The 18005-nt window shown below is 42.4% G+C and carries 17 protein-coding genes; 16 read left to right on the plus strand and 1 reads right to left on the minus strand.

Features of this window, described 5'->3' with window-relative positions:
• The first annotated feature begins 134 nt into the window (after positions 1-134).
• The 7 genes from INF28_RS09820 to INF28_RS09850 all read left to right on the plus strand — a co-directional run bounded on the left by INF28_RS09820 (position 135) and on the right by INF28_RS09850 (position 7355).
• Entirely contained in the window at positions 135-356 is a 222-nt protein-coding gene (locus tag INF28_RS09820) for a hypothetical protein (protein ID WP_226393296.1), read from the plus strand.
• Positions 357-404: 48 nt separating this feature from the next.
• A complete protein-coding gene (locus INF28_RS09825; protein WP_226393297.1) occupies positions 405-827 on the plus strand; it encodes a DUF4320 family protein in 423 nt (140 codons plus the stop codon).
• Between the two features lie 28 nt (positions 828-855).
• Entirely contained in the window at positions 856-2988 is a 2133-nt protein-coding gene (locus INF28_RS09830) for a leucine-rich repeat domain-containing protein (RefSeq protein WP_226393298.1), read from the plus strand.
• Between the two features lie 27 nt (positions 2989-3015).
• Complete coding sequence (locus INF28_RS09835; RefSeq protein ID WP_226393299.1) at positions 3016-3873, plus strand: hypothetical protein; 858 nt, start codon at positions 3016-3018, stop codon at positions 3871-3873.
• A 214-nt stretch (positions 3874-4087) separates the two neighbouring features.
• Positions 4088-5770: a leucine-rich repeat domain-containing protein gene (locus tag INF28_RS09840; RefSeq protein ID WP_226393300.1), complete on the plus strand. Its 1683-nt coding sequence runs from the start codon at positions 4088-4090 to the stop codon at positions 5768-5770.
• A 23-nt stretch (positions 5771-5793) separates the two neighbouring features.
• Entirely contained in the window at positions 5794-6711 is a 918-nt protein-coding gene (locus tag INF28_RS09845) for an S-layer homology domain-containing protein (RefSeq protein ID WP_226393301.1), read from the plus strand.
• 17 nt (positions 6712-6728) lie between these two features.
• Positions 6729-7355, plus strand: a complete 627-nt coding sequence (locus tag INF28_RS09850) for an A24 family peptidase (RefSeq protein ID WP_226393302.1) — start codon at positions 6729-6731, stop codon at positions 7353-7355.
• Between the two features lie 208 nt (positions 7356-7563).
• Here the strand turns inward: INF28_RS09850 and INF28_RS09855 are convergent, their stop codons facing one another.
• Complete coding sequence (locus tag INF28_RS09855; protein WP_226393303.1) at positions 7564-8748, minus strand: IS110 family RNA-guided transposase; 1185 nt, start codon at positions 8746-8748, stop codon at positions 7564-7566.
• 274 nt (positions 8749-9022) lie between these two features.
• Here INF28_RS09855 and INF28_RS09860 point away from each other — a divergent pair, with 274 nt between their 5' ends.
• From INF28_RS09860 to INF28_RS13015, 9 genes are all read left to right on the plus strand, one after another.
• A complete protein-coding gene (locus INF28_RS09860) occupies positions 9023-9514 on the plus strand; it encodes a hypothetical protein (RefSeq protein ID WP_226393304.1) in 492 nt (163 codons plus the stop codon).
• Positions 9515-9532: 18 nt separating this feature from the next.
• A complete protein-coding gene (locus INF28_RS09865) occupies positions 9533-10399 on the plus strand; it encodes a copper amine oxidase N-terminal domain-containing protein (RefSeq protein WP_226393305.1) in 867 nt (288 codons plus the stop codon).
• A 4-nt stretch (positions 10400-10403) separates the two neighbouring features.
• The gene (locus tag INF28_RS09870; protein WP_226393306.1) at positions 10404-12221 is read left to right on the plus strand and encodes a hypothetical protein; all 1818 of its coding nucleotides are present in this window, start codon (positions 10404-10406) and stop codon (positions 12219-12221) included.
• Positions 12221-12601 (plus strand): prepilin peptidase, encoded by a 381-nt coding sequence (locus INF28_RS09875; protein ID WP_226393307.1) that lies wholly within the window; start codon positions 12221-12223, stop codon positions 12599-12601. Before INF28_RS09870 ends, INF28_RS09875 begins: the two co-directional genes overlap by 1 nt.
• A gap of 17 nt (positions 12602-12618) precedes the next feature.
• Complete coding sequence (locus INF28_RS09880) at positions 12619-12972, plus strand: fimbrial protein (RefSeq protein WP_226393308.1); 354 nt, start codon at positions 12619-12621, stop codon at positions 12970-12972.
• 147 nt (positions 12973-13119) lie between these two features.
• Complete coding sequence (locus INF28_RS09885; protein WP_226393309.1) at positions 13120-14457, plus strand: ATP-binding protein; 1338 nt, start codon at positions 13120-13122, stop codon at positions 14455-14457.
• A 90-nt stretch (positions 14458-14547) separates the two neighbouring features.
• On the plus strand, positions 14548-15258 hold the full coding sequence (locus tag INF28_RS09890; RefSeq protein WP_226393310.1) for a hypothetical protein: 711 nt from the start codon (positions 14548-14550) through the stop codon (positions 15256-15258).
• 13 nt (positions 15259-15271) lie between these two features.
• The gene (locus tag INF28_RS09895; RefSeq protein WP_226393311.1) at positions 15272-16333 is read left to right on the plus strand and encodes a hypothetical protein; all 1062 of its coding nucleotides are present in this window, start codon (positions 15272-15274) and stop codon (positions 16331-16333) included.
• A 1-nt stretch (position 16334) separates the two neighbouring features.
• A complete protein-coding gene (locus INF28_RS13015) occupies positions 16335-17999 on the plus strand; it encodes a lysozyme family protein (RefSeq protein ID WP_318961762.1) in 1665 nt (554 codons plus the stop codon).
• Positions 18000-18005 lie beyond the last annotated feature (6 nt).

Below are 18005 nucleotides of genomic sequence, written 5' to 3' on the forward strand. Positions count from 1 at the left end.
TTTTACTCAAAAATCGTACTGAAATCAATCAGATACAATGATTTTATCCATAAACTCATTATGAAACTTTTGAAATTGTAAGAAAAACGGAGAAAATTAAAGAAAAACTAAGATTATATAGGGAGGAGAATCTTATGCAGAAGCTTGCGTTAAAAGGGAAAATGGCTCTTTATAACTTTGGGAAAAGGACAAGGCAGATTATGCAAAACGACGACGGGGATCAAATTACCGGCTGGCTTATTGTAATTCTGCTGGTCGTTGTTGTTGGAGCGTTTTTCTTGAAAACATACCAGGGGACAATCGTTGAAATATGGGAAGCGATTGTCGATAAGATTTATGCTACGTTTGGTATCTGACGGGAGCCGACTTATGCCGGCTCTGTTTCTTTGAGAGGAGTTGGTGACTTGAAAAAACGAAAGGCGGCGAGCGCATATTATGAGCTGATTATCAAAACACTTGTGTTTATTACGCTGATAGCAACTGCTATTTCATTTTTCGGATTATTTACCACATATCTGAATCTGAATTATGCAGCAAGGCGCGTGGTAAGAGAGATAGAAATATCCGGACAGGTAAGCGCGGCGACGTACAGCTTGTATGAAGATATGAAAGCCAATACCAATATACCGGATAGCGCGACAATGAGCGTAAATGCGGCGTATTACAATGCTGCGCAGAAAAAAATACAGCTGCGGGATACGTTTGCAGTTACTTGCAGCGCAAATTATAGAATCAATGTTTTTACACCGCAGGGCGGTACGCCCGTCGGGTTTGATATTCCGCTCAAGGTTAGGCTAACGGGTATGAGCGAGAAGTTTTGGAAATGATAAGGAGAGAAAAATTATGAGGCAAAGAATGATGAGACAAAGAAACAAGCAAGTGAGGTTGATTGTTTCATCGTTGCTGATTATAGTAATGATGATAGTCAGCGTATCGTCTGCATTTGTAGTGATAGCAATGGAGCAAGATGACTATGTTAGCATACCAAATACCACCACAAACGAGTTGAGCGAGAAAAATGATGGTTTAATTTTATCAGGCGGCAGTCCGGATGATGTAATTGAGAAGTTTATGGAACCACTTGAAATGGAACAGGAAAACACAGAAATCTTTGTTTCGGATGGCATAATGCCTAAATTATCAGAAGATGATGATGTAACACTATTTGCCGCATCTGAAATAATCGCAAGCGGCGAGTGCGGGGATAATCTTACCTGGAAAGTTGACAGCAGCGGTACGCTGACAATCAGCGGAAACGGAGAATTGTTTAAATACTATAGTAACAGCGAAGTACCGTGGAGCAGTTATGCCGCAGATATAAGGTATGTCAATTTGGATATATATGACAGTACATTGTGTGCAAATGGAAACTGTTATGCTTTCAATATGTTGGACAATGTAGAAGAAATAGCAATCCCCGAAGGTATAACGGCTATCAGAGAAAGTGTATATATGTTTCCGAGAAAACTCTCTAAACTGATTCTTCCAAGCACATATACAGGTGGGCTGTCAAACAATAATCTCATTCGGCATATGTGTCATCTTGACATAGAAGTGGCAGAAGATAACCCTGTATATTGTTCGGTAGACGGGACGTTATTCAGCAAAGACAGAACCAAAATTGTGCAGTATACAAAAAGTGCAATCGAACCTAACTATGTAATACCTGATTCAGTGACAGACATAGACAGTGCGTTTTATCACAACCTCTATCTGGAAACCTTAACGATATCTAAAAATGTGGAAATAGTAGATAAGGATACCTACAATCATGACTTTTGGGATTGGGGTATGGGAATGGACGCATGTTATTCCCAATGCAGGGCAGTTTATGTAGACGAAGAAAATCCATATTTTTGTGACGTTGACGGTGTTTTATACAACAAGGATATGACAATCCTCATTTGGTGTCCGCCGCATAAGTCCGGGGATAGCTATATTATACCGGATAGCGTAAAGGTCATTGCACCGGGGGCGTTTGAATATTCAAGGTTTTCATGTATACCGATACCTGATGGAGTAGAAATATTAGGACGCGACGCGTTTTCTGATTCAGCAGTGAAAAATGTCACATTGTCGGGAAACTTAAAAGCGATTTATGGTGCTTGTTTTTGGTGCTGTTACAATTTGGAAAAAGTAATTATTGAAAACGATGAGATTGCGTATAGTTATAGTTGTTTTGCAAATTGCTATAATTTAAAAACAGCGGGGCCGATAGGAAGCGGGTGCGACATTGAGTTTTGCTGGACTGCGGAAATTCCAGATTATGTATTTAGCAGTTGCAATGCATTAACTGAGATAATGATACCGGATAGCATTACTGCTTTAGGAATGTACTCATTTAGCGGCTGCACAAGTTTAGACAACATATCTTTGCCGGATGGTATATTCTCAATAGAATGCGGAGCATTTGAACAGTGTGAGTTTACATCAATAACCATACCCAATCGCGTATCTGCAATCGGGGAATATGCTTTCTTCGACTGCGCAAATTTAGCGGAAATAACTATTCCATATAGCGTATCGACTATTGGAAATTATGCTTTTGAAAATTGTGCATCATTATCAAATATATATGTTGACAAAGTGGAGGGGACTACATCAGGCGCACCGTGGAACGCTCCCAACGCCAATATAACATATCTGCGTAAGTTAAACATTGCGCCTATTACGGAAAGTTATACATATACCGGAAATCCAATTACACAGACCGTGAGTATAACAGAAGCCAAAGCAGATGGTGCAGAAGAAAAAATTTTGACTATTGGAAGAGATTATGTTTTGTACCATTCCCGAAATAAAAATGTCGGAACAGCTGTAATAACAGTTAGTTACATCAATGATTATGCTAATCTTAAAGCAGAAAGGCTGACATTTGCAATCACGCCGAAATCGTGCAATAATTTGCTGATTGCGCCTATCCCAAATCAGGCGTGTACCGGGCGGGCACTTACACCCAACCCAACAATAAAAGATACAGAAATTTAAAAAATGAAAAGAGAGAGGTAATTCATTATGAAAAAGAATTTGAAAAAAGTAGTATCAATGGTATTAACAATCGCGGTAGTATTCTCAATGGCAACAGTTTTGGTATCTGCGGAACCGGAACAGGCGGCGGAAACAGCGTATACAGGCGAGGAAATTACGCCGGACATTGCGGCGTACAGTGCGGGAGTTCAGCTTGTAAACGGGAAAGATTACGATTTGACCTACGAAAACAACATCAATGTTGGTACAGCAACGGTAATTGTTACATTTAAGGGGAATTATACGGGTACAAGAACTACAAGTTTTAACATTGTTGCGCGGGCATTGTCCGGTTCGGATGTTGTGTTTTCGGCAGTTGACAACCAAACCTATACAGGCGGCGAAATCAAGCCGAAACCAACCATTACATATGGCGATGTGACGCTTGTTGAGGACAGGGATTATACATTGACGTATACGGACAATGTTAATGTCGGTACTGCGACAATCCATGTGGCGTTCATCGGTAATTTTGAGGGCAGCGCAGAAACAACGTTTGAAATTGTCCCTGACGAATTGAGTACAGAAGATGTATCATTCTCCGAGATTGATAATCAAACCTACACAGGCGGTGAACTGACGCCGGAGCCGACAATTACATATCATGGTGTGACATTGGAACAAGGGAAAGATTATACCTTGTCATATGAGAATAATGTAAACGCCGGGACGGCAACCGTAAATGTAACATTTACCGGAAATTACGCCGGAAGTGCCGGGACAACTTTTGAAATCATTGCAAAAGCGGCAGACGAAAGCAATATTACAATCAGCGCGATTCCGGATCAAACATATACCGGAGCAGCAATCACGCCGGAACCGACAGTAACAGATACAACAAGATAATTTAATTTTCAGAAGTGCGGCAATTTTCTTGCCGCACTTTCTTATATAAAGGCGGTGAAATCTTGAAGAAAATAATATCAATGTTTTTGGCTCTGTCAGTCTGCGTGACAATGATTGTTTATGCGAATGAGAATAATATAACCGAGCACAGACGGAAAATCCGGAAACGATTTCGGAAGCGGCTGATATTAAGGAAAGCGCTGAGGAAGAATTTTTGACAGAGGAAACTTTAGAATTGCCGGAAAGCAACGATGTCACGCTATATGCTGCATCTTCCACTGTTGCATCCGGAAACTGCGGAGAAAATGGCAGCAACATAACTTGGAGCTTGGACAGCGGCGGCACACTCACGATAAGCGGCAGTGGAAACTTGGCAAATTATCAAAGTAACAGCGAAGTACCGTGGAATGGGTATGCAGAACAAATTAAGAACGTGAATTTAGATGTAGTGACGGAAACACTATGCCCGGCAGAAAATTGCTGTGCTTTTGAAATGCTGTCAAAGATAAATGAAATAAAAATCCCGGAAGGTGTAACGGAAATTCCGCAAAGTCAAAAATTGTTCCCGCGGAAATTGAACAGGCTTGTATTGCCAAGTACATATACGGGGCAACTGACAAGAAGTAAGTTGATAGGAGAAATGTACTGCACAGACATTGTAGTTTCGGAGGATAATCCTGTGTATAGCTCCGTAGATGGAACATTGTTCAATAAAGACCAAACCAAAATAATTCAATACACACGGAGCTATAAAGAACGAAACTATGTAATACCTGAAACAGTTCGGGATATTGACGGCGCTTTCTATAGCGCTTCATTTTTGCAAACATTAACTATAACAAAAAACGTTGAAATAGTGGATATGAATATCTATAACAATATGTTTAATGCTCGCGGTATGGGGCATGACACATTTGCAACATTCACAGAAGCAATTTATGTAGATGAAGAGAATCCGTATTTTTGCTCAGTGGATGGGGTTTTGTATAATAAGGATATGACTATACTCATATGGTACCCGCCGTACCACCAACAAGGTGAAAACTTTATCATTCCGAATAGCGTAAATGTTGTGGCGCCGGGAGCTTTTTTCGGTTCCAAATGTTCGCGTGTGCAGTTTCCGAACAGTGTAGAAATATTGGGCTTTGAGGCGTTTTGGTTGTCATATATAGAAAGTATTACTTTGCCTGAAAGCATACAAACCATTTATATGGCGTGTTTCTTTCAATGCAATTTCTTGTCAAAGGTGTATATAGAAACAAAGGGAGATATGTATTGCGGAAGTCAGATTTTTGACGCTTGTCCCAAATTAAAGACAGTAGGAGGAAAGGGAAGCGGCTGTGACATAGAATTTTGCCAAATGACAGTCATTCCTGCAAATATGTTTTCTTATTGCCGTTATTTGACGGAGGTAAATATTCCAAATACAGTAACGGAAATTAAATCAAGCGCATTTAATATGTGTCCCTCGTTAACAAATATAACTGTTGACAAAGCGGAAAATGCTATATTCGGCGCACCATGGGGGGCATCAGGTGCAGCAATTACATATTTGCGTAAAATGAATATTGCGCCTATTGCAAAAACACATATATTCACAGGCAATGAAATCAAGCAACATATAAGCATAACGGAGGATAGAAAGGATGGTACGGCATCAACGGTGCTTGTGGAAAATGAGAATTATCGTTTAAATTACTCTAATAATGTCAATGTTGGAACAGCCGAAATTGAGATTGATTTTATGAATGGCTATGCGGGACTTAGCAATGAGAATCTGACGTTTATCATTACACCCAAATCAAGCAGTGAATTGTTAATTACACCTATACCCAATCAATCATATACAAGTCATGCGGTTACGCCTAATCCGTGTATAACAGACATGGAGCGGTAAGGCTCGCAGAAAGGAGAGAAAATATGAAAAAGATAATTTCAATTTTGTTGACGCTTATATTGTGCGTAGGCGTAGTAAGCGTGAGCGCTGATGAAAGCGCAGGATTGGCGGACGAGACTTTAGAAAATGTTACGGTAACGGCACAAGGAAAGATTTTGCAAAAGGATGTTGATTATACCCTTACCTATCGAGATAATGTCAATCCCGGAACAGCAACGGTGACGGTAAATTTTATCGGTAATTATACCGGCACAATGGAAAAAACATTTGAAATTGTGCGGAAAAAACGTACAAGCTCCGGCGGAGGTTTGGGTGGTGGCTGGGTTAATACTGTTGGCGACGCTGTATTCGACCAAAATGAAGAATACACTGCGCCGTATATTACCGGCTATGAGGATAACACGTTCCATCCGAACGCAGAAATTACCCGTGCTGAAACTGCCGTAATGATTTTACGTGCTGAGAATGGAGCCGATAATATAGCGGAAGAACCGCAAGCCGCTCCTGCGTTTTCAGATATATCTGCGCATTGGGCGAAAGGCTACATCAGCGCTGCTGCCGACAAAGGAATTGTCAACGGATACGGTGACGATACATTCCGCCCGGATAATCATATTACCAGAGCAGAATTTGCAAAGATAATCGCCAAAATGCTTGGCAGCGCAGCTCAGAATACTAAAGCGGATTTTACAGATGTTGTCGGGCACTGGGCGGAGCCGTACATTGCGTTGCTTGCGGAAAAGGGTATTATTACAGGCTACGAGGACAATACATTTCACCCCGATGCGCCGATTGCCAGAGCGGAGGCGGTGGCAATTATTAACCGAACTGTTCCACGCAGCGGAAATCCTGCAACAGTTAAGCAATTTGCAGATGTCACGCCTAATCATTGGGCGTATGAGGAAATTATGAAAGCAGCGGGAAGAACCGACAGTGAATAGAAGAAAGGAGCGGCGAAATGGTATCGGTAAAGGTAATATTTTTTATGCTTGGCGCTGCCCTTGGCATATTGTTATGTTGGTTATTGCATGCGGAAGAAATAAATCTGAACAAACGACAGCGAAGATTCCATTTTGCGGCAAGCGGTATCTATATGGGAAGCGCTTTTTTATGCGCTTGCTGTTATATGCCATCCGAAGGTTACATAGAAGTGATACCTGTTTTTGCAGGCCTTATTTTTTTGGCGTTGTATGCCATTCAAGATATGCAGGAAATGGCTGTATATGCCGCATTCTTGCATCTTGGAATATTAGAGGTTGCTTTGCTGAGAATTTTCGGATATCTGGTTGTGTATGACTTTTCGGCGTTGTGTATGTTTATACTTTCATCAATTGCTGTATATGTAATTATGAAAATACTTGCGAAGAAACGTCCGAACATGATTGGGGACGGAGATTATGACATCTTATTTATCGTTTACATGCTGTGCGGGTATTCCGGTATCGTGCAGGCGGTGTTCCTCTCTTCGGTTATTGGGCTTATTATCTATGCGCCGCAGCTGTTATTAAAAAGATTGGATAAGCACCGGAAGATACCGCTTGCGCCGATTTTATATTTAGGCACTCTGGCATATTTTTGGTTGTAAGAGGCTCTGAGAATAAATGATTGCGGTTTTAAAAATTTTTTCGTATAATACAGTAGGAGCTAACTATATAAAAATCAAGTAGTTTTTAAAAATAAAATTTAGTTAGCTAAGTATGAACATTGAAAATATATAAATAATTGTGGATTTTGTGGCACGACAAATAAACCCTCTGTGAAAGGCGAATTGTAAATGGCGATTTTATGTTTGGTTACACCAGGAACTCCGGAGTGAATTGCTGTCCCGTGGTTAAGAGGTGATAGATAATTCTTAAGAGCTTTCTGATACAATGACCTTGAGCGCATCTGTGCCCCTTGCCTTCGGACAGCTTTTTGTTGTAATAGGCATAGAAAACCTCATTGTTGTTGATAACAGGTAAAATAATCTGATATAGAGTTTTTCTAAGATACCGAGAGCCTTTCTTCGTAATAGCTGTATGCAGTGCCGTAAACTGACTGGATTCATAGTGATATGGAGCAACGCCTGCAAATTTAATTATCTGAGAAGCTTTTGTATAGTTGCAAACATCTCCTAATTCTGCTAAAATAGAAGTACCGGAAAAATGTGATATGCCCGGTATTGAAAGGATAGTAGAGTTGTTTTGGATGGAGAACTCTTCTATCCTTTTATCTATCTCAGAAATTTGTTGTTCCAATAATTCAATTTGGCTTACAAGATGTCGGATTTGGATTTCTTCAGCAGAAGAAGGTATGCCGATAGAAGACTTGGCGGTTAGTTTAAGCTGCTCGGCAGAAAGGGAGATTCGTTTCCCCTGACCTTTGACTTCAAAACATTTACGAATACTTCGTATATCAGCATTTGCAACAGCTTCGGCAGAAGAGAATGTCTTTAAAATATTCATGTAGACAATTCCGTATTTAGAATGAAACAGAGAGTTAAATTCAGGAAATACAACGTCGATACATTTTTGAAGACGGTTTTTGTAAATGTTTAACTCTTCTTTCAGATTGTGATGATGACGGGTAAGCTGCTTCTGTTCGTAGAGGTCAAAACGGTTTACTTTCGTAATGCGGTATGGCTTCTTGCGTTGATTAGAGGCGATTACATCACAGATGGTAAGAGAATCAAGAGGGTCGTTTTTGGTGATACCGCCCTGAATTTTCCTTGTAAGGTCAGTGGTTGTAGGGTTAATCAGAGCAACTGTATATCGTCTGTCAAGAAGATATTTAAGCAAGGCAAAATGATAATGCCCTGTATCTTCCATGCCGATAAGAAGTTCCGATTTAGCATAGCTACCTAACTTTTTGATGAGAAACAAGAATCCGTTCTGATTATTACTAAAATCAGAAGGGGGAGAAAGTATTTCTCCGGAATCTTTCTCAATTATGGAGAAAGTGTGTTTGTTTTTACCAATGTCGATTCCAACTAAAATCATGATAATACATTCCTTTCATAAAAAATATGTAATGTGTTATCCACAGCACTTGTTCCGTAAAACCTGGTACGAGATACGAATTCAAAGACTCATCTAACTAATCATTACTAAGAAACAAGGTGTGGTAAGAACCTCCTACAAGTAGTCAAAGCCACAGGACACAAGTACAAATCCACATTACTTATTTATATAATACCAATGTTTAAAACCGTAATCAACCACGGATTAAAAGGTTGATAGAAAGGAGAAAGGTATAATGACAAATGACTGTTAGATGAGTCTTTTATCATTATACCAGGGCATAGTGAACAAACATTTTATTAAAAAAGAATGCGATGGCATGCTTCTTACCATGATAATTGTATTTGTGCTTGTGACGCTGACCGTCACGGTAGGAGAATTTTATCGGATCCACCTCTTACAGCAGGAAATTGAATACAATCTTCAACGGACTGTAAACTGTGCAGTGGAATATGCCATGGGAGACAGCTATCGGCAGGATAAAATAACAAATCTAAATGTAGCTGAAGCCAAACAGCAGTTCTATCAATATCTGCAAAAGGATGTAGAACTTGATTCGCAGTACCGGAAACATAAAAACGGAAAACTGAGTTATCAGCTGCATTTTGTATCTGTTGATGGCTCAAGCAAGCCTGCTGTGTTGACTGCAAAGGGAACTGCAGAAGCATCGAGCTTGTTTGTATTCTTGACCGGCGGTATTAAAATACCGTTTGAAATATCATCAACAAACTACAGAGTAGACTAAGAAGAAAGGAAGATGGCTATGAAAAAATTTTTAAGTATTGTGCTGACGGTTAGTATGCTTTTGGGTATCGGTGTTCCTGTGTTCGCTGTTGGCGGAGAAAAGGTAAGGGTAACGCTTGACGGCGTTGAAATCGTTTTTCCGGACGCCCGGCCGTTTATTGATGCGCGTGACAGGACGCTTGTTCCAATCAGATTTGTGTCCGAGGCAATGGGCGCAGATGTTGACTGGGAAAACGAAACACGAACGGCAATTATCCGGAAGGATGGAGATACGATTACATATAAAATCGGCGACATGAAAGCATTTTTGAACGGCGAAATGCATGTGTTTGATACCTATGGCATTCTCAAGGAGGACAGAACCTTTGTGCCTCTGCGTTTTATCTCGGAAATGCTCTCCTGCGGCGTTGATTGGAATGGAGATACTATGACGGTGCTCATTACTTCGCCGGGCGAGGTGGTTAAATTTCCGGAGCCGAAGCTGACCATGCATTTTCCAGATTCGGAAAGCGATAGGCGGCTATTCTGGATTACACTGGATAATTACCGGGATTTTGAAAGGGATTGCCCTAATTATGAATTTCGCATAGAATTTAAAAATCCGGTGGAATTCAATGTATTTGAGCAGGATGAAGGCGCGATCAACGGTTGGCAGAAATATAACCGGGATCAGTTTGTTACGCTGACAAATTCGGGCAATACGATTGTAACTATACGGCGTGCGTACTATACGACACGGGAGAATGCAAAGACATTTTCTATTGCAGACGGAGATACGATTGATTTTGAACTTACCATCCACAGAAAATGCAGCGATGAAAGCAAGATGTATTCTTTTAGCGAGGCACTGAAAATGCCGTATCCATTGGAAAAAGCGGGGGAATAATGCAATGAAAATAAAATATTGGAACGTGATGGCTGTCCTTGTGGCAGCCATTTTTATATTATCGGGAATCCCGGTATCGGCTGAGTGGAGCAACCGGCATGCAGATAAGGACTATCGTATGATGGAAATCCTAAATAAGGACGGGGTGGTAATCAATAAACCAACCGCGCAATTTGCCGCCAAGCGTGTGGTGAACGGCGAGGTTGCAGACTCGGTCATCAGCGATGCAGGGTATGACTGTGCGGCCGCATTCCCGACGCTTACCTGTTATGTCGGCGATACATTGACATTTGAAGATTTGAGCAGAGATAATAATCAGGGCGGCAGTATTGTGGAGTGGGACTGGCAGCGGTCCGGCAGTCTCGGAGACGCTTACGCAATCTACGATTATAATATCGTAAACAATACTTCGATTTATTTGGATTCGCCCGGGGAGACTATATTTTATCTTTGCGTGAGAAATAATGTAAAGGTGAAAACAGGCTGCTGCGACCCATGGAGCGAGAATGGCAGCCACCAGACAATTGGAACGAATAAGTGGTTCCCTAAAGGCGCGTACTGGTATTTTTCGGCAGTCCGGGTAGTTGTAAAGCCAATGCGTGAGGCAATGGTGTTTGTCAGATGGTGGGACGCGCAAAATAATCGCATTTTTCACGAAGGGTATGTAAATGCGGGGCAGATCTTGCAGGATGCGGATACCGTAGAGACGTCTTTCCACATTGACGACTGGGAAGGCTATTTGTATTCCGGCTGGAATGTGCAGCTTATGGACGGGATAATACAATACAGCGGTACAGAGCGTGATGTTGGCATTACCCTTGCCGGATGGGTTCCGGAAAAGTATCTCAATATTGAATTCTATCCGTATATGGCAACCGGTGTTGAAGTACGTTACTGGGATACGGCGGAAAACACGATACTGAAAACTGAGTTGCTGACGGGGGAAAAAGTTGTGAAAGAGCAAGAGACAACCATTACAGCTGCATTAACGCCACCGTCCGGTTACACAATAAAAGGATGGAATGTGCAGTTCATTGACGGTGCAATACAGTATACGGGGACAGACAACCCGGTAGATGTGATTTTAAACGGGTATATTCCTACAAAATATTTGAATGTGGAATGCAGCCGTAATTCCGGTACGCAAATGATACCGGGCGGCGGTATGGGAACGGGAGAAACATCCGAAAATGAAAACCTGCCCGATCCGACGGTTTCAATTAAACCAAACGGTGTGTGCAATGGTATCATTGAATGGACAGAGACCGATTCGCACAGGGTTCCCGATGGATACACTTCAAAAGGAAAACGGAAATACAGAACTTGCACTCATACTTTTGAGTACAAAGCAGCGCTGACCGCTGATGCAGTAATCACACCGGACACATTAAAATCGGGTTATGGGTTTGAGGTCGGGGTAAGTTGTTCTCTGGAAACAACGCTTGTTTCCAATAAGGGCGGCTGTTCCGGCTGGGGAGCAAATCGGCGCGCGCTTATGACGGTAAAGGATCCGGCAAAGGCAACGGTATATCTTCCGTGGAATATGACAAACCGATTGGGTACACAAAGCAAGACGATTGGAATGGAGCCAAACGGCAAGCTGAAATTTCAGCTTCCGGTGAGCAATGTTTCGGAAGCCGGGGCAAGAAAGATTTATACCCCGGTAGAGCTTCCGGGGACAGAAGAGGAACCGGTGAATCATGAATTCGAAATATATATCAGCGGCGGCGGGATAGAAGGCGTGGAATTTTGTCAGAAATTGATTGGCAGAATTACTGTAAACGGCGACATGTACAGCGATGACTTTTCCGGAGCGGACTGATGCTTACAATATTATTGCTTACAGCAGGATATATAGACTGGCGGTATCGAAAGATACCGTTAGCCATGATCCTGCTGTTATTATTATATGCGCTGTTATGGAGTCCCGTATCCTTCTATGAGAGGATAACGGGATTTTTTGTTGGCGCTATACCGGCGTTTTGCTTAGCTGCGGCAACCGATAAGATAAAAGGCGGCGATGTGAAATTTCTTACGGCGTTGGGCGCGGCGGCAGGAATGACATGTTTTGTGCAGACGTTGCTTTTTACAACGCTGTATGCGGTAGTATATACGATGATAAGCGAAAAAAAGAGTGTGCCGCTGGCATTTTGCGTATTGCTTGGCTGGCTGACGCTGAAGTGTGTTATGGTAAGAGTATGAAAGAAAGGAGAATGGAGATGTCGAAGTATTTCAAAAAGATAAATGCAGGGAAAGTGTTATATGTGATGTTCGTCATAATTACGGTTGCGTCCATGATGACCATGACTGTATTTGCAGAGGATATATGGGACATGGCTCAGAAAGTGTTACAGGATGTATATAACAAAATTTTATTGATTTCCACGATTGCAGCCGTTGTAACAGCGTCCATTGCGCTGCTGTTGATGAACTTTTCGAAATCCGGAAAGACGGTTGATGAATCACGGGCATGGTTAAAGCGGATCGTGATTACATGGGTCATTCTTAACAGTTTAGGATTTTTCATTTCATACATAAATCCGTTTCTGTCCGGCGGTAAGTGGAATGGTTGACCATTGTTGAATGACAATTAAGTTTTACAATAAGCGTATATAAATTAGGGCTTTGTGTAAAACATCAACAATATGATTAGAAAAATGTGATATTATAAATTGACAAGGCGGGAAAAATGTGATATGATGCTTGCGGAGGTGCTTAACATGGAACTTTTAAAAAGAAAAATTGATAAGTATCTGATAGAATGGAAAGCCAATCCGCAAAGGCTGCCGCTCATTGTAAAGGGAGCAAGACAAATTGGGAAAACGGCGTCAATTGAGCTGTTTGCCTCAAAGCATTATAAAAGTGTTGTTGAAATTAACTTTGTGCTGCAAAAACAGTATCAGAGTATATTTGACGACGGGTTTGAGGTGGATACGATTTTAAGAAACATATCGCTGATCAATCCGGATTTCACATTTCTGCCGAATGAAACGCTTTTGTTTTTTGATGAACTGCAGGCCTGTCCGAATTGTGCCACGAGTCTCAAGGCGTTTAAGCTGGATGGCAGGTTTGACGTCATCTGTTCCGGTTCGCTGATGGGAATCAGCTATGAGGAGATTGAATCGAACAGCGTAGGATACAAAGAGGATTATGAGATGTATTCTATGGATTTTGAAGAATTTTTGTGGGCGAAAGGGTATCGTGCGCAGCAGATTGAAGCGATGTATGAAAAAATGCTGAACGTCACGCCGCTTTCAAAGGTGGAGTTTGACGTAATGATGGAAAATTTCCGTGAATACATGGTACTTGGCGGAATGCCCGCAATTGTGAATTCGTTTGTAAGGAATAAAAACTACAGCGGAACGCTGAAAATGCAAAAACAGATTTTGCTTGACTATGAAGAAGATATTACCAAATATGCTAAGGGACTGGACAAGGGAAAAATCTTAAATATTTACAGAAAGATTCCTACCTTTCTCGGAAAAGAAAATAAGAAATTCCAGATATCCAAGGTTGAGAAAGGCGCAAGAAACCGTGAATATACCGGTACGGTAGACTGGCTGGTTTCCGCCGGAATTGTCAATATATGCTATTGCATGGAGCAGCCGGAGCTGCCGCTGAAAGGAAATTATAATCCTGATAATTTTAAGCTGTACTTTGGCGATTCAGGGCTGCTTGTAGGTTCGCTTGACGATGAAGCGCAGGAGGATTTAAGAAACAACAAAAATTTCAACGCCTATAAAGGCGCAATTTACGAAAACGTCGTTGGGGATATGCTGGTAAAGCAGGGGTATCAGCTGTATTTTTATAAGAACGAAAAAGGTACGCTTGAAATGGACTTTTTTGTGAGAGATGCAGACTCGCTTGTGCCGGTTGAGGTGAAAGCGATGGATGGTGCGACAGTTTCGTTAAATAATCTGATTGATAAGGAAAAATATGCCGATATTCAATACGGCATAAAGCTGGGATACAGGAATATAGGGTTTAACGAAAAATTCTATACCTTTCCGTATTTTCTGGCATTTTTGATTAAGCGATTTTTGAAGGAGAAGAAATAAGAAAATATCATATGAAGAAGCAATCAGCTATATGTTGATTGCTTTTTTGTTTTTCTGAAAGATTTACAAATACGGAAGGAGTGATGAATTGTGGGAATATTGGATGGTATTGTGTCATGGCTTGCTGAACAGGTAATGAATGTGCTTGATATGATTTCAAGCTCGGTGCTTGGGGCGCTGGGATGTGATATGGGTACGTTTGTCAGATATTTTCCGGCGGCAGACACGATGTATCACATATTTGTCGCTCTGGGGATTGGCCTAATCCTGTTAAACTTGGTGTGGCAGCTTTTCAGGAATTTTGGCTTAGTTATGGGCAGCGAAGCGGAAGATCCGGTAAAACTTGTGATTCGTTCCATGTTTTTTATCATGCTGGTCATATTTTCTGATGAAATTCTTGACATAATACTCAAAATCGGCGGCACGCCTTACAGCTGGATTATGACGGAGGAACTGCCTCCGCTGAATTTTGCAAATTTCAACTCGGTGCTTCTGGTTATATTGGGTGTGGTTGCAAGCGGCTCGGTAGGCCTTATTTGCTTGATTCTGATCCTGATTCTTGCGTGGAATTATATCAAACTGTTGTTTGAGGCGGCGGAGCGGTATATACTGCTTGGCGTTTTGGTGTACACTGCGCCCGTAGCATTTGCACTGGGCGCATCACAGACAACCGCAAATATCTTCAAATCATGGTGCAAAATGCTCGGAGGACAGGTGTTTCTGTTACTGATGAATGCATGGTGCCTGAGAATATTTACCTCGATGGTTGGCACATTTTTGTCCAACCCGCTTTCGCTGTAGGAGGTGTCGGCAAATGAACAAGAAAATATTTAAAATTGGTATTGTGATTACAGTATTGGCGCTTATGGCGAGCGGAACCTGTTATGCAATTACGGAATCCGAGGTGCATACTGCTGTGGAGGCAGGCGGTAAAGAAGCAGTGTCCGGCAACTTATTTGTATGGTTTTTATGCGCAATAGCGTTTATGAAGGTTTCGCAGAAGATAGATTCGTTTATGAGTTCGCTTGGGATTTCTGTGGGCAGAACAGGCGGCTCTATGCTGGGAGAAGCCATGATTGCAGCGCGAGCCGTCGGCAATGCCTTCAAATCAGGCGGATTTTCCGGGTTTGGCAGAAACAGCGGTTCGGGCGGCAGCAATCCGGCGGGAAGCGGTTTTTTTGGCGGCAGAGTCGGAAGAAGAATGGCGGACGGCGCGGCAGGTATGGTGACAGGGAAAAATTCGGCGGGCGGTATTATGGCGAGTATCGGTCAAAAGGCGTATGAAGGGTCTGTCGGGAAGAGCGGAAGCTTTGCGGCAAGTGTGATTGGCTCTGTAGCCAGAGGCGACATATCCAAAATGGGGACAATATCAGGCGCAAATGGAAAAACCGCAATGGAATCATACTTTGGCTTCCATACCAATGCCAATAAGCAATCTGCACAGACAGCTGAATTGCATCAAACTTCCAAGACAATGCTGGAACATGGCGGAGCGACTGCCATAACCAATAAAGAAGAGGTCGGGGGTACGATGGGCGTGGATTCCTTTAACAGCTCCATAAGCGGAGATGCGCCGTCGGAAACAGTACCGGTTTTCTCAGAAATCGAAATGGGCGGCGGACGAATTACGGGAATGGAAACTACGGATGAATTCCCGGAAGGGCGGCAGTTTGCAATGTATGACTCAGAAAAATATGCAAAACCGGATGGCAGTTTTGAAACCGTAACGGCGGTTGATAATTCAAAATGGTATAAACAGTATACGACTCCAACCGTTGAAAGAACACCGTATATGGATATGCAGGGAAAGGTACAGTACAATGAGAAAATTGTAGAGAAGCTGCCGAGAGCGCCGATGCGAAAGGATAAGATGTAGTATGGCGGAAGAGAATAACAATGCTGCAGTTGACGTGCTTGCAAAGAGCGCGCATGCAGCAAATCAGATAAAAGGGGCGGTAAAAGCCGGAAAAGCGATAGCCGGCGCTGCAAAAGGTGCGGCAGCCGGAGGTCCGTATGGGGCAATCGCCGGATTTGCATGGGAAAACAGAAAAACAATCGGGAAAATAATGGCGGCTGGAGCATTTGTTTTGGCAATTCCGGTTTTATTTATCCTTATGCTTCCCAGTCTTGTTTTTGGAGATTTAAGTTCAACTGCCGCCACTGACGTTATGAACAATGATGCGGCAATTATAGCAAATGTGGAATGCGCGCAGACAACGGTGAACGACTGTATCGGACAAGCACACGCAGACGTGCTTGTGCGTATCAATAAAGCGATTTCTGCCCAGCCGGAAGGGTCTTCCTCGCGCATAGAGGACAGTTTTACAGGCGGGATTCTCATGGATACCAATATGCTCATATCCCAATATTGTGCATCAAAGGATATGTGGAACGAGATTAATATAAATGATCTGAAGCAAGTGATAAACAATCATAAAAACGAGCTTTTTACATATTCGGTAACAACAAATACAGAAAAAGACGGGGAACAGTCAGTTACGGTGTATACCTATACCGTACAGTATGTTGGCGGAGAAAAGTTTAAAGAAATATTTAAACTGGATGAACAGAAGGAGCAGTTGTCGCAAAGCTACGCCGAAAATCTGTCAACCTTCTTGTACGGCAGCGCATTAGCGGCCGGTACGGCGGCTGTATCGGCAGATGTAGAGAGATATTCGGATAAAATCAATGCTTACGCTCAACAGTATGGTATCCCTTCATTCGTTGCTGTAATTAAATGTGTGATGATGGCTGAATCCGGCGGCCGAGGAACGGACGTCATGCAGTGCAGCGAGTGTCCGTACAACGAAAGGTTCTCGAAGGCCCCTAACTCTATTACCGATGTCGATTACTCCATAGAAGTGGGTATCAAATATTTCGCTGAATGCCTGAAGCAAGCAGGATGCACCTTGCCGGGCGATATGCCAAGACTCAGTCTTGCGCTGCAGGGGTATAATTATGGCAATGGTTACATCGGCTGGGCGCAGAAAAATTATGGCGGCTATTCGCAGGCAAACGCACAGGAGTTTTCAAATATGATGAAAGCAAAGCTTGGGTGGACGGGATATGGCAACCCCAATTATGTATCAGCGGTATTGAAGTATTACCTGGACACATCAACATCGGGCGGTGGAAGCGATGGCTGGGGCAGCCCGTTCCCGGGAAAGGATTGGAAAAGCGTTGTTACATCGGAGTTTGGATATCGCATTGATCCGGTGACCGGAGCAAAAGTAGCATTCCATGCGGGGATAGATATCGGATTTCCGTCAGGAACCATAATATCTGCCGTAAAAGAAGGGACGGTTGAAGCGGCCAATTATTACACGGCCGGGTATGGGTATCATGTGATTATCAATCACGGCGGGGGTTATAAAACATTGTACGGACATTGCAGTACTCTGCTGGTGCATGTAGGCGATAGGGTGACAAAGGGACAGGCGATTGCCAAGGTAGGCAGTACAGGAAAATCCACAGGACCACATCTGCATTTGAATGTTTATGTGAATGGGGAAACACAAAATCCAAGGAATTATATTAACTGATTATGT

It is taken from the genome of Ructibacterium gallinarum (assembly GCF_014982785.1).
GTDB classification, from domain to species: Bacteria; Bacillota; Clostridia; order Monoglobales; family Monoglobaceae; genus Ructibacterium; species Ructibacterium gallinarum.